Source organism: Paenibacillus amylolyticus, assembly GCF_047302515.1.
GTDB classification, from domain to species: domain Bacteria; phylum Bacillota; class Bacilli; order Paenibacillales; family Paenibacillaceae; genus Paenibacillus; species Paenibacillus amylolyticus_G.
Genome location: NZ_CP168019.1, coordinates 4,209,606 through 4,222,779, shown reverse-complemented (window position 1 = coordinate 4,222,779; position 13,174 = coordinate 4,209,606). Strand labels below are relative to the sequence as shown.

Annotated in this window: 11 protein-coding genes and 1 pseudogene; 9 read left to right on the top strand and 3 right to left on the bottom strand. The window is 48.0% G+C overall.

Annotated elements, in window-relative coordinates; all coding sequences use genetic code 11:
* Positions 1–59: 59 nt before the first annotated feature.
* The gene (locus ACDJ59_RS18405; RefSeq protein ID WP_413404758.1) at positions 60–770 is read right to left on the bottom strand and encodes a GT-D fold domain-containing glycosyltransferase; all 711 of its coding nucleotides are present in this window, start codon (positions 768–770) and stop codon (positions 60–62) included.
* A gap of 312 nt (positions 771–1,082) precedes the next feature.
* Here ACDJ59_RS18405 and ACDJ59_RS18400 point away from each other — a divergent pair, with 312 nt between their 5' ends.
* From ACDJ59_RS18400 to ACDJ59_RS18375, 6 genes are all read left to right on the top strand, one after another.
* The gene (locus ACDJ59_RS18400; protein WP_413404756.1) at positions 1,083–1,772 is read left to right on the top strand and encodes a glycosyltransferase; all 690 of its coding nucleotides are present in this window, start codon (positions 1,083–1,085) and stop codon (positions 1,770–1,772) included.
* A gap of 18 nt (positions 1,773–1,790) precedes the next feature.
* A complete protein-coding gene (locus ACDJ59_RS18395) occupies positions 1,791–2,780 on the top strand; it encodes an SDR family NAD(P)-dependent oxidoreductase (RefSeq protein ID WP_413404754.1) in 990 nt (329 codons plus the stop codon).
* 75 nt (positions 2,781–2,855) lie between these two features.
* Complete coding sequence (locus tag ACDJ59_RS18390) at positions 2,856–4,259, top strand: nucleotide sugar dehydrogenase (RefSeq protein WP_413404752.1); 1,404 nt, start codon at positions 2,856–2,858, stop codon at positions 4,257–4,259.
* The gene (locus ACDJ59_RS18385) at positions 4,246–4,992 is read left to right on the top strand and encodes a class I SAM-dependent methyltransferase (RefSeq protein WP_413404750.1); all 747 of its coding nucleotides are present in this window, start codon (positions 4,246–4,248) and stop codon (positions 4,990–4,992) included. The genes ACDJ59_RS18390 and ACDJ59_RS18385 overlap by 14 nt, the downstream gene beginning before the upstream one ends.
* A gap of 163 nt (positions 4,993–5,155) precedes the next feature.
* The gene (locus ACDJ59_RS18380) at positions 5,156–6,286 is read left to right on the top strand and encodes a glycosyltransferase (protein WP_413404748.1); all 1,131 of its coding nucleotides are present in this window, start codon (positions 5,156–5,158) and stop codon (positions 6,284–6,286) included.
* A gap of 178 nt (positions 6,287–6,464) precedes the next feature.
* Complete coding sequence (locus tag ACDJ59_RS18375) at positions 6,465–7,025, top strand: hypothetical protein (protein ID WP_413404746.1); 561 nt, start codon at positions 6,465–6,467, stop codon at positions 7,023–7,025.
* A gap of 350 nt (positions 7,026–7,375) precedes the next feature.
* Here the strand turns inward: ACDJ59_RS18375 and ACDJ59_RS18370 are convergent, their stop codons facing one another.
* On the bottom strand, positions 7,376–7,900 hold the full coding sequence (locus ACDJ59_RS18370) for a DUF5412 family protein (RefSeq protein WP_413404744.1): 525 nt from the start codon (positions 7,898–7,900) through the stop codon (positions 7,376–7,378).
* Between the two features lie 24 nt (positions 7,901–7,924).
* On the bottom strand, positions 7,925–8,818 hold the full coding sequence (locus tag ACDJ59_RS18365; protein WP_413404742.1) for an AraC family transcriptional regulator: 894 nt from the start codon (positions 8,816–8,818) through the stop codon (positions 7,925–7,927).
* A gap of 90 nt (positions 8,819–8,908) precedes the next feature.
* Between ACDJ59_RS18365 and ACDJ59_RS18360 the strand changes: the two genes are divergently transcribed.
* From ACDJ59_RS18360 to ACDJ59_RS18350, 3 genes and pseudogenes are all read left to right on the top strand, one after another.
* Entirely contained in the window at positions 8,909–10,753 is a 1,845-nt protein-coding gene (locus ACDJ59_RS18360) for an ABC transporter ATP-binding protein (protein ID WP_413404740.1), read from the top strand.
* Positions 10,746–12,707 (top strand): ABC transporter ATP-binding protein, encoded by a 1,962-nt coding sequence (locus ACDJ59_RS18355; RefSeq protein ID WP_413404738.1) that lies wholly within the window; start codon positions 10,746–10,748, stop codon positions 12,705–12,707. The genes ACDJ59_RS18360 and ACDJ59_RS18355 overlap by 8 nt, the downstream gene beginning before the upstream one ends.
* Positions 12,704–12,997, top strand: a pseudogene (locus ACDJ59_RS18350) (Rpn family recombination-promoting nuclease/putative transposase); the annotation flags it as partial. The gene ACDJ59_RS18355 and the pseudogene ACDJ59_RS18350, both read left to right, overlap by 4 nt.
* Between the last annotated feature and the right edge of the window lie 177 nt (positions 12,998–13,174).

Below are 13,174 nucleotides of genomic sequence, written 5' to 3'. Positions count from 1 at the left end.
TACAGGCTTCTGCACGTTTCAATACAACTCACGAATCTAAAGTTTGAAACTGTCCATGATCAGTTGGCACGGCCTTTCAGAATGATGTTGTTGGCTTTGCCAAAGTCGATGGCAACTTTGCCTGCGAGTGCAGCTGTTCGCTCCGCAAGGATAACCGCGTTGACGCCACAGGAGAAGAGAGCGACATCAAAGGTATCTTGATTCGTCTGAATCCACTCGAGTGTTTCCTGCATGTGATCATAGCTGTCGAAGGGCAGGGCAGTCACAATGTTTAGATTATACGGCTCACGTTCGAGCATGACACGCAGAGCCTCAATCTCACGAGTAACAAGTAACACACGCTTGCCTGCAAGCATCTGCCAGAAACGCGGGTTCTGCGCCAGCTCCCGATTGACACAGGCGTGACAAGTCATCGGAGGAGAGATGCCAAAGTGTGCAAATACCATATCTGTCAGGGGTCTTTTGAGATAATCGGGAGCATTAATGGTGCTGTCACCGCGGGGAAGAACGCCGACGATATCCGCCCGCTGCAAGGAAGCGGCAACTTCATCCCGTAGCTGCAGGTTGGGAAGGGTCAGTCCTTTTTGCCCTAAATTGGCTTTAATGGCCCAACGCTCCTGAAGGACCCGTTCCGTGGGCCATACGGTTTCTTGAGACATGACAATATTCTCGCCATCACCGACTCTTACAAGAGACAGCGGTCGGTGTTCCAGAAGTGCCGCTTCGAGCTGATCAAGCACACCTTCCATTTCAAGATAAATCGAATTCATTTGATGGGTTGCCTCCTTTGAAAATTGAACTGTTCTATTCTATGTTGCGACTACCGTAACGATATGTACGTTCGACCCAAAGGGCGCCATCTTTGGTTGTATATCAATCTATTTATATGAAAGTTAGTACATCTGTCGGTACCGCTTCTATCAACGTTTCATACGATATAGAGTGCTGGATTCACAAGCGAGATGTGGCTTGTAAGCGATCAGATAGATAGAAGATGGTTTTCGTAGGAAGACGGCATCAAAACTATGAAAACAGTCTGTATCCGACAAACGGAACTTGCAGCGTTCATGAGGAGGAATGTTATGTCCAGGAAAGTTGTGATTGAGATTAACTTCAACAATTATGGGATGGACCCGCAGCGATTAACGCGGGAATGGCTGGAGCGTCGGATGAGCATCTTCCGCACGTTCACATTGCATTGCCTGAAGGCGCAGACGAATCAGGATTTCCTCACAGTGGTGAAGTTGTCCAAGGAATCCGGGGAATTAATGCAGGAGATTTTGGCGGGGCAGGAGCCGCTTCCTTCCAATATTCGTTTTGGAACCAATATGGAGAGTGTGCGTGCCATTTTGGCGTTTGCCAATGGTACGGAGCAACTCTATATTGCCCGTCTAGATTCGGATGATTTATACCATAAAACCTTTGTTCAACAGCTCTACGATATTCAACCACAGCAGCAGACGATGGCATTGATTAACCAGAACGGATATCTGTGGGACAGTGTGAATAACGAGATGGCCCCAGCGTTTCACCGTTCTCCGCAATTCTATGTCTACTTATATAAGACAGCCGAATACGCAGCAGGATACCGGGTCAAGCTTCCGGGCAGAGGTACACATGGCAATGTCATTGAACTGCCGCACGAGCTGCTTGCTCCGCGCAATTATGTCAACATCGTGCATTCCAGCAATACTTCAACCAAAAAGGTACCGCTCAAAGACCGGTTAAGCCGGGATGAGATGGCACAGGTACTACGCGAATTCATGATCTGATCAGGGAGGGATTCATCCATGATTCAAGGACAAACGATTCTGATCACTGGAGGAACGGGCTCCTGGGGCCAAAAGCTGACTGAGGTACTGCTGGAGCAGGACCCGGCTGAGATTCGCCTTCTGTCACGTAATGAATACGCCCAGATTGCGATGCAGCGAGAGTTCAACCATGATCCGCGTCTGCGATTTATCATTGGGGATATCCGCGATTATCGGGCAGTGGAAGATGCATGCAGAGGTGTGGATGTGCTCTTCCATCTTGCTGCGCTGAAGCATGTTCCGGTCTGCGAGGACCAGCCAGATGAAGCGTTCAAGACCAATGTAATCGGTACCCAGAATATTATTCGGGCTGCGATACGCATGCAGGTTGCCAAAGTCATCGATGTGTCCACCGATAAGGCGGTAGATCCGATTAACGTATATGGCATGACAAAGGCTTTGGGTGAAAAAATGATGATCCGTGCCAACTGGCTAAGTGAAGGTACCCGGTTTGTCTGCATCCGCGGGGGCAATGTGCTTGGAACCAGCGGCAGTGTCGTGCCCTTGTTCCGTCGTCAGATCGATGAAGGCAAAAGCCCGACCATTACGGACAAAGGCATGACCCGTTTTTTTCTGACGCGTACCGAAGCTATACATTTACTGCTTAAGGCGGCTGAGGCGGCCGTGGGCGGAGAGACTTTTGTGATGAAAATGAAAGCTTGCAAGATGACGGAACTTGCATCCGTCATGTTGGAACAGGCAGGTCGTCCATCCTTCGATTATAAGGTGACGGGAATACGTCCAGGCGAGAAATTACATGAAGTGTTAATCTCGCCCTTTGAAGCACCGCGTACGTACCAATACGATGCGCAGTATTATGTCATCCTGCCGGAGCACAAGGACAAGGGATTGACCGATCAGTACAGCAATCTGCCTCGTGTGAACTTCTCCGAGTATCGCTCGGACAGCGCCATGATGAACAAACCAGCGATTACCCGGTTTTTGCGTGCAGGTGGCTATATCGATTAGGGTGTGTCTCATAACTCGTTCGGAGTTTTCAGATACGCCCACCGAGGGGAGGCGGAGCGTTTGGAGGTGGAAGGAATGGAAGAAAGTCATCAGCACAACCAGCACGAAGGAAATGAAGAGTTACAGCAACGTACCCTAATACAACATATTAATGACCGCTCCCTAAAAGCTGTTGTCATTGGTCTCGGTTATGTGGGTTTACCAATGGCCGTAGAGATGGCACAGGCAGGTTATCAAGTCCACGGGATTGACATCGATACTTCCAAGGTAGCCAAGCTGAACGCCGGGAATTCGTATGTCATAGGTATAGAAGATGATGTTGTGCAGTCGCTTATGCAGGCTGGGTTATTCACGACAAGCACCGATTATGCAGCGGTGGCACAGGCAAATGTCATTGTAATCTGTGTGCCCACTCCGCTGACTGCCGAGCATCAACCAGATATCTCATATATCTCGGCGGCGGTGGATGGCATGACTCCGTATTTGCAGGAAGGCAGCCTAGTTATATTGGAAAGCACGACCTATCCGGGCACAACAGAAGAACGTGTAAAACAACCGATTGAAGCGGCAAACGGCTGGCGAGTTGGAGAACAGTTCTACGTCTGTTATTCTCCAGAGCGGGTAGATCCGGGCAGTGTGCATTATGGTGTGAAAAATACCCCGAAGATCATTGGGGGTTCCACACCCGCTTGTCTGAATTATGGTAAACAGTTCTACGGCTCGTTCCTCAACGAAGTTGTTCCGGTCAGTTCAACAACGGTGGCGGAGACGGCAAAGCTGTTCGAAAATACATTTCGCAGTGTCAATATTGCACTCGTGAATGAGCTGACCCCGGCCTGTGAACAGATGGGTGTAAACATCTGGGAAGTACTGAATGCGGCGGCAACCAAGCCATTTGGTTATATGCCATTCTATCCCGGTCCTGGCATCGGCGGGCACTGTATCCCAATCGATCCGATCTATCTGTCCTGGGCTGCAAACCGTCAGGGATCGGAACTGCAGTTCATCCAGTTGGCGGATTCAACCAATCGGCAAATGCCAGAGAGAGTGGTGAAACGTGCCGCGGAGCTGCTGGAGCAGAATGGTGTATCTGTGCAGGGAGCACGTGTTGTACTGGCGGGTATGGCTTATAAAAAAGATATTGACGACTTGCGCGAATCGCCAGCATTGGACGTTTATCGGCTGCTGAGCGCAGCGGGCGCAGATGTGGTTTTCACCGATCCAATGGTGCCTGTTTTCCGTAAGGATGATGGTACAGTGCTGCACTCTTGTCCAGCGGTGCCGGAATTGTGGACAGGAGCTGATCTGGTGATCATCACCACGGATCATTCGGGATTCAATTATCAGGAGATGGCAGATCATGCAAAGCTGATCTTTGATACACGCAATGCAACGGCCGGATGCCACGGGGTAAATATTGTGGTGCTGGGTCAGCCAGTTCACCGAGTGAAAACGGGAGAAACCTATGGCGAATCATGATCGAGTGAGTGAACGCTATTACGGTGAGATTAATTCGGAGGATTCTCATGAAGCGACGAGAACGCGTATCCACTGGATGTGCCGTGAGGCGACAGGCAAACGAATCCTGGATGTTGGGTGCAGTCAGGGCATTACCTCTATTTTGCTGGCACGTGAAGGATTTCGTGTAACAGGGATCGATCTGGAAGAAGAAAGTGTTCGATATGCGCAGGCTGAGCTTGCCAAAGAGTCTAGGCCAGTTAGGAACAATGTAGATTTTAGAATGCTGGATATTACGCAATGGAAAGTAAGGACTACCTTTGATACTGTGCTGCTTGGAGAAGTGCTGGAACATTTTGCTCATCCGGAAACGTTGTTGATCCAGATTCATCGGCTGTTGCAAGAAGATGGGACGCTTGTTGTGACTGTGCCGTATGGGTATCACCCGTTTTATGACCACAAGCAGACCTTCTATGCAGGAAACCTGGCGATGACCCTGATGCCGTATTTTGAAGTCTTGAAACTTGAAGTTCATCATAAATATCTATGTTGCGTGGCCCGCAAACGGCGGAGTACACAACTGCATATGTCCCCGACTTTGGATCAATTGATGGAATGGATGGAGCTGGATCATGTCCATTTTGCTGAGGTGGAACAAAATCATCTTCGCGTAATGAAACAGCGCAAGAAGGCCCTGGACAGTGCGGTGGAGCAGGTGAAACGACTTCGCCGTCAGGAGAGTGGAGAGGTGTAACATGGGGGACGAGTGTAGCAGGATAGGATATAAGAGGGCATGTGCCTGAGAGATTAAAATTATTGCAGATACACCGGAACTATGGAATTGAGTTAGTAAGAAAATAGGGGAACTTGCATGATCGACATTTGCAATACGCGTACGACAGGAAGGGGCTCAAAACGTGATCACCATCAGTCTGTGCATGATTGTGAAGAACGAGGAACGCACGCTGGCGCGCTGTCTGGACTCGGTTGCCGGCATCGCGGACGAGATCATCATTTTGGATACCGGTTCAACGGATCGCACGATGGACATCGCTGCGCAGTATACCGACCATGTCTACACGTATGAATGGAAGGAAGACTTTGCCGCAGCGCGGAATGAGTCATTCGCCAAGGCCACGCAGGAGTATATCCTGTGGCTGGATGCGGATGATGTGCTGCTGCCCGCGGAACGGGCGAAGATTGAGGTGTTGAAGCAGCAGCTTCCGTCCGGGGGGAAGACGGAAGCTGTGATCTTGAACTACACGCTGGCCGAGGGAGCGGAGGGGAGTCCACTTGTGACGGACCGACGCCTTCGCCTGGTCAAGCGGGATGCCGGGTGCCGCTGGCATGGCCGGCTGCACGAGCAGCTCAGCTTCCCGCAGGGCGAGGTCATTACGGCAGATATTGCCGTCACGCATCGCCGCGAAGCGGGACATCATTCGGCGCGAAACGTGCGCATTCTGCGCAAATGGATCGCCGAAGAGGGCGTAGCCCAAGGTCGCCTGCTGTTTTATTATGCAGGCGAATGTTATGACCGCCAGCGTTATGCGGCGGCGGCACGCGGGTACGCGAAGCTGCTGGAGCAGCCAAGCGGTTACCGCGAGGATCGCCTGATTGCCTGCGCGCGGCTGGCGGAATGTTATGAACGACTGGGTGAGCCGGGCCGTAAGCTCGGCGCATTGCTGCAGTCGTTCCAGTATGATCTGCCACATACCGACTTCTGCTGTGCGATTGCGGCCTGTTTTCATGAACGGCAAGAACCCGTCTCGGCGATCTACTGGTATATGCAGGCGGTGGACGTGAGCAGCCGCGATCCGGGTCTGCGCCCGGTGCCTATGGCTTGCCGTACATGGCTGCCACATGCTCGTTTATCCCTTTGTTATGCTCATCTAGGCAACTGGGAGCAGGCACTCATGCATAACACCAAAGCCCGTGAGTACTTGCCCAACGATCCCGGATTACTTGCCAATCGCCAGAAGCTCGAAGTGGTGGTACGCAAGGAGATGAAAGAGCGGGAAGAACGTGGTGAAGTGTCACCGCGTAAGTAGAGAGACGAACTGGGACAGATGAGGACAGAAGGGTTTGAAGCGGGATTAGGAAATAGGGGAAATAGATTGAATTAGAAGTGAAATAAAATAACAACAAAAACTAATTCGCTGCTGGTAGGATGCAATAGGGCGGATCGGTGAAAATAAGGGTTGATGGGAAATAGAGTGTAAGGCACAATTGCGAGCAGAAGCAGAAGCAGAAGCAGAAGCAGAAGCAGAAGCAGAAGCAGAAGCAGAAGCAGAAGCAGAAGCAGAAGCAGAAGCAGAAGCAGAAGCAGAAGCAGAAGCAGAAGCAGAAGCAGAAGCAGAAGCAGAAGCAGAAGCAGAAGCAGAAGCAGAAGCAGAAGCAGAAGCAGAAGCAGAAGCAGAAGCAGAAGCAGAAGCAGAAGCAGAAGCAGAAGCAGAAGCAGAAGCAGAAGCAGAAGCAGAAGCAGAAGCAGAAGCAGAAGCAGAAGCAGAAGCAGAAGCAGAAGCAGAAGCAGAAGCAGAAGCAGAAGCAGAAGCAGAAGCAGAAGCAGAAGCAGAAGCAGAAGCAGAAGCAGAAGCAGAAGCAGAAGCAGAAGCAGAAGCAGAAGCAGAAGCAGAAGCAGAAGCAGAAGCAGAAGCAGAAGCAGAAGCAGAAGCAGAAGCAGAAGCAGAAGCAGAAGCAGAAGCAGAAGCAGAAGCAGAAGCAGAAGCAGAAGCAGAAGCAGAAGCAGAAGCAGAAGCAGAAGCAGAAGCAGAAGCAGAAGAGGATTAAGAGGTAGAATAGATATAATAGATAAATTATGATGCTGCCATATGTTTAAAGTCCGATAGCTACAAAGTTGGTAGTAAACAAGCATATTAGACCACAATAAAGTATAAGTAAATAAACTATAAAATGCAGAACAAGAGCAGCCCCGCTCAACCGAAAGAGTCGGTGAGAGGGGTTTTTAATGCTTCTCGCGCCGCGTGTATCTCCTGGCATGGTGTAATGAAAGTAGCATTTGGTGAAATTTTCACAAGGCATACAGAGCGTTGGGACTTTTGACATGCGGTGCAGTGAGGATTACTCATCAAGATGAGCCGTCGAGTGTTCAGGGCCGTCATATTAGCTGTTAAGTTGTTTTACTTTTCGGGTGCCAGGCATCGCACAGACTGGTCCTTCATTCGTAAGCTTTTGCATGCCCAGCCCCATCCATCATATATTTCGTCATCGATATTGAGGGTCATGGTCTCATTCGTATATTCATTCCAGTTTTCAATCCGGAGTGTGTTTTCACTTTCCCATTCGAGATGGTTATTTCCGTGGTGCTCGGCACGATAGATCGTTTTTACCGTGGTGTCCTCAGGGGAATTTGTCTTCTTAACATCGACCCAGATTGTAACGCCGCCTGCCGCACCACCGTAAGGTACACCGTAAATTTCGGCAGTATAGTCACCATTACGTGAAGGCATGGAATAGCTTAATTCTCCTTTCTCAGAACGGTCAAACGTGGAGAAGTAAGGACGGAGCCAGAAATACAGGAATACAGCGGCAAACAGTACAAGAATCAACAATGTAAATGTAGTAAGAATAGGTTGTCTACGTATCCAAGGTTTGCGAGAATCTGTATGGGATGAACTTGAATTAGCTTGAGTATTTTGATCCATAAACATGGGACCTCCATTTGCACCTTACAGTGAAATTTGCTTTGCAGGAATATAAATGTCCAACTCTCCGTAGTGGTCCTGAGCCAGACTGCCGTCAATTCTTTCAAAATAGTATGGATCACTCTTCTCGTACCCCGAATGGCTCTGCCAATATTCATCGATAAATGTCCAGACACTGTCCAAATGATCAATATTGATCAGACTTGGATGGAAATCACACACAAATTTGAATACGGCATACTGGTTGGCCGGGACCTCAATTCCGTCCAGTTCTTCAGGGATATGATCCAGACTGGTGACCTCTACAGACGGCTGATATGTACTGTAATCCTGGTTAATTTCATTGGTAAATCCAATATATACGTTGGGTTGCAGCACGTTAGGAATCGAATGAAAGTGTTTTTCAAAAAAGTCGTTGCCTGCTGAATTGGCTTCATAGTGCTCTTCGTTATCTGCATACCGAATGTGGGACCGTTGCCCAATGAGTTTCATAGCCGGTTTTCGTACATACATTGGTTTGAAAATATATCCATATGGAAGCGTTGTGATCATGGACGAAGTCATGCGGGCTGTGAATTCAAGGTTTCCAGCTCCCTGTTTGCGATACTGCAGGGGTGTAATGCCGAAGGCTTGTTTGAAAGCACGTATGTAGGATTGTTCATGTTCAAAAGCGTAATGTCCGCTGATATCGATAATCTTCCAGTTCAGATTCACCAATTGCTCCAGGCTGCGTGCCAATTTGCGTGAACGAATGTATTCTCCAGGCAATTGTCCGCTGACATGTTTGAACATGCGATGCAGGTGGAATTTGGATATATGAGTCACAGATGCCAGATGATCCAGCGTTAATTTGTCTTGAATATGGTCTTCTATGTAGTCGAATAGCTTATCCAGTGTGTCTAGCAGATCGTGTTGCATATCAATCTCCCTACTTCTAATAGTACTTACAGCAATAAATGTTCATTTTTTCCTTATCACCGATGATATCATAACCAAGTACATAATTTAATGACAAGATTGGAGAAACCATCCATGTTTGCTGACAAAAGAACTTATACAACGTTAGGCATGTTAACTCGATTATGGACACTAACGGGCAAGTACCGTATGTTCATCATTCTGTTACTTTTCGCCGCATGTGTGGTCTCCCTGATTGAGGTCGGTTATTTGGAATCGATCCGAAGACTGGTCAAAGGCGCGACTGAAGCACAGTTTTCGTTACTCTACTCAGGGTTGATCATAGGCGTTAGCATTGTAGTATTACGATTGATTGTAACCGCATTCATGACGAGGGTCGAGACGTTATTCCAGCAAAAGACATTATTGTCTGTGCAGTCTCTACTGCTCTCATCCTTTAGCAACACAGAGACACGTGATCTGGCACATTATCATACGGGTGACCTAACCTCTAGGGTCTGGACTTCAGCCAAGGAAGCACAGAAGGGGATCAACCAACATGGCATTGAACTCGCGAAAAATATCATTCAGCTGATTCTTGCCTTTGCTTACTTCAGCTGGGTGAACTTGCCGCTGTCGTTGGCTATCATTGCATTCACATTGATCTATCCTCTTGTAACGGTAGGACTTGGTCAACGTCTACAAAGACGGCATGATCAGTTGAATGCCAGCGCAGCGTCAAGAGATGAAATTCTGACTGAAATCATACAAGCCCCAGTTGAGATCCGAAGTTACGGACTCGCGGGTTATGTACACCATCATTTCAAAGATCGAATGGATCAAGTGTTCAGACATACGATGTCTGTATCTGTGTTACAACGACTTTCGGAAGCAGCCGGACGGGTCTCCACGTATGGTGGCATGATTCTGATTCTCTATCTAGGCGGCATGCAGGTCCTGAATGGACATATGGATGTAGGCGGACTGGCAGCTTTTCTGGTAGCAAGCAGTCAGTTAACACGTCCGATTGAATCGTTATCTGGGTTGTGGAATGATTTTATTGGTTCGGCTTCTCATGCGTCCAGAATCTTTGAAGTGCTGGATTTGGAGAGAAAGAACAGGGTTGCTAATACCGGTACAAATACATATGTACAGTCCGATACGCATTTAGGCCAGCTTGAAAAACAATCTAAACCGGCTGGCATCAACGTGCAGCATGTGTCTTATAGGTATGCGGAGCAAGAAGAAGTGTTAACAGATATTACTTTTGAAGCCATGAAAGGAAAGCTTACTGTAATCACAGGGCCAAGTGGATGCGGGAAAACCACGTTATTGAAATTAATAGCTGGATTAGATAGACCTGTTACTGGTTCGATCCAGGTCATGAATCAGAAGAATTCACTGAAGGATATGCACGAAGTTCAGACAGGGAATGTCAATCAGGTGTATGTTCCGCAACAAGCCTTTATTTTCACAGGTACAGTGGAAGAGAATATTATTTTTGGACAAGAGGGGGTATCTGCCGATCAAGTAGAGGTCGCGGCCCACATGACACATGCACATGACGCGATTATGCGTCAATCGCTCCGCTATGGGACAGAGCTTCAGCCACAAGGCGGGACGATGTCGGGTGGTGAGCTTCAGCGTATTAGTCTAGCCAGAGCGCTGCTGAGGAACCCGGATATTCTATTGTTGAATGAACCGACGTCATCTCAAGACCCGTGGCATGAGCAACGATTGAATGATCTTTTTGCCCGAATCACTGCTGACAAAGGCACAACGGTTATTGCAGTTACTCATCGATTATCGCTGATCGAACGGGCAGATCAGGTCATCTATATTCAGAAGGGACGCGTCGAAGATACGGGGACTCATCGTGAATTGCTGGATCGGCCAAACGGATATCGAAGTTATATTGCGGAGCAGGATACGGAAGTGGAGGAACAGCATGAGTAACAAGATCGAAGATGCAGCATATGCCGATGACGTTGAAATGAAAAGTAGTCATGAGAAAAGTGGAGCATATGAGATAAATGAAAATAATGAAAATGAAAAGTCTGAAATAGAAGCTCATCATCAGATGAACGAATGTGATGTTCCAGATGACCCAAAGCAAGCTTTATCATTGGTAACGGTATGGCCCGTTATTTTTCGCTGGATGAAGCCTTATGGATTAGCTGTAGCGATATTGCTCATTTTTATCGCCGCAGATGCGGTCTTTGATTGGGGACTTGCCTTTGTACAGGGATTCTTCGTGGATGCTATTCATGATGGGGGACAGGAGCAGTTAAACGCTACAGCGTTGATCTTTATCGCCATTCTGGCAGGGTTTATTGTATTACTCGCGATGCATCGTTATGTGCTGGTATGGCTCAAGGAATCGATGCAACGGGATATGTCCATGGATCTGTTGAAACTGTTAAACCGGATGCCCTATTCCTGGGTGCGCAGACAGAAGTCCGGGGATGTGATGCTTCGCATCAAGGAAGACACCAAGCATGGTGCAGAAGTTGTGGAGGCTATTGCAGAGGGTGTTACGGTTGTATTCATCATTGCTCTATCGCTGGGATATTTGTACAGAGCAGATGCATGGGTTGCGGTTATCGCCTTGGTAAGTGCAGGGGCCATCTGGTTCACGGCGAGGTTGTATGATCAGCGAATTGTACATCTGTCCGATGAGGTCGAATCCAGGGAAGGCGAGTCCCAAGAACAGATCCAACAGTATGTTGAAGGGATACCGGTGATTCAGATGTATGATGCTTCACCGTGGTTTCTCGCTCGTTTTCGGACACAACAGCAATCATTGAATCGTGTTCAGGCTAAGTTACAGATGACCCTGAGCATGTCGGATAACATGGCGATGGCGGTGTTTGGTCTCGCTCAATTGGCAGCGCTGTTCCTTATTGCTTTGTCAGCGGCTAGGGGAACTTTATCTCCAGGCATGGTTGTTGCAAGTAGTCTGCTGTTTGAACTGGTGGTGTGGCCAGTACTCGGCTTGTCCAGCCAGTGGAGTCAGATGCAAGCCAGCGTGGGTGCATTTGGACGTATCTCTGCATGGTTGAAGTTGGCGGAGAACAAGAAGACTGACACATCCAATACTAAGCACGAGGAGCTTGCACAGGGAATTTGTAACCAAGATCAAGGGAATACACAAAAAGGGGCACATGAAGAGAACGAAATTGCTATGCTACGTCTTCAACAGGTTACGGTAACCGATGAAGAAAGTGGTCGAAAGATTCTGGATCAGCTTACGCTTAATCTGGTTCCTGGTGAACTGGTTGCGGTAGTTGGCGCCAGCGGTGCTGGCAAATCTACACTGTGCCAAGTGTGTGCAGGGCTGATCGAGCCAACAAACGGAAGCGTATTGCTGGGTGATAAACATGTTGCAGATTATATAGAGATGGATGACCAGTCCAGACTCACGTATATGCCGCAGACACCAACTTTTTTCACAGGAACGATTGAGGACAATATCCGTCTGAGTATAGACGCTACGTTGGAAAAGGTAAAGCTTGCGGCAAAGCAGGCAGGTTTGCATGAATATATTGAGGCACAGGAAGGACAATACGCAGCAATGTTGCATGAGAAAGGGGCTAATCTATCTGGAGGCCAACAACAGCGACTGTCGCTTGCCAGACTCTTCTTGAGGTCATCCGATCTGTATATTCTGGATGAACCAACGTCATCCCTGGACATTCAGACAGAACAGAACGTAATGAATCACTTGCTGAATTTTATGAAAGGCAGCATAGGGTTGCTTGTCACACATCGAATGGAGGTAGCTCGTCAGTGCTCTCGCATCCTTGTGATGGAATATGGCCGAATTGCCGAGGATGGGACGCATGAACAGCTGATGCAGAGGAAAGGATTGTATTATCGTATGAATGCAAAAGGCGGTGATACAACATGAATGAATCTGGGGTTAAGAAAGTAATGGATACGCTGGAGTTCTTGAGTCAGGATCGGGAAGCGCGTCGTTTGTATGAAGAGCGCCAGAAATATTTACATGACGAAGCTTCTATGATTGAGTGGGCAACGGAAAAAGGCATAGCTAAGGGGATAGAAAAGGGATTAGTAGAAGGGGAAAAAAGAAAGGCAATTGAGATTGCAAAAAATATGCTCTCATTTGGGATTGAAGTTTCAGTTATTGCCAAAACAAGTGGTCTAACTGTGTCTGAAGTTGAGGCGTTGAAAGATTAAAGTGAAGTTGTAAAGTTGTAAGGTATAGTAGCTTCACCAGATGAATGGGTACGGGTACACTAGCGTGATATGAGTGTGCCGGTTGTGAATAAAAGTTTACAACAATCGTTTTGTCCAACTAGGGCAGGACGGTTGTTTTTATTTTAATGAAGAAGCTTCAAACGTTTTACAGTAAAA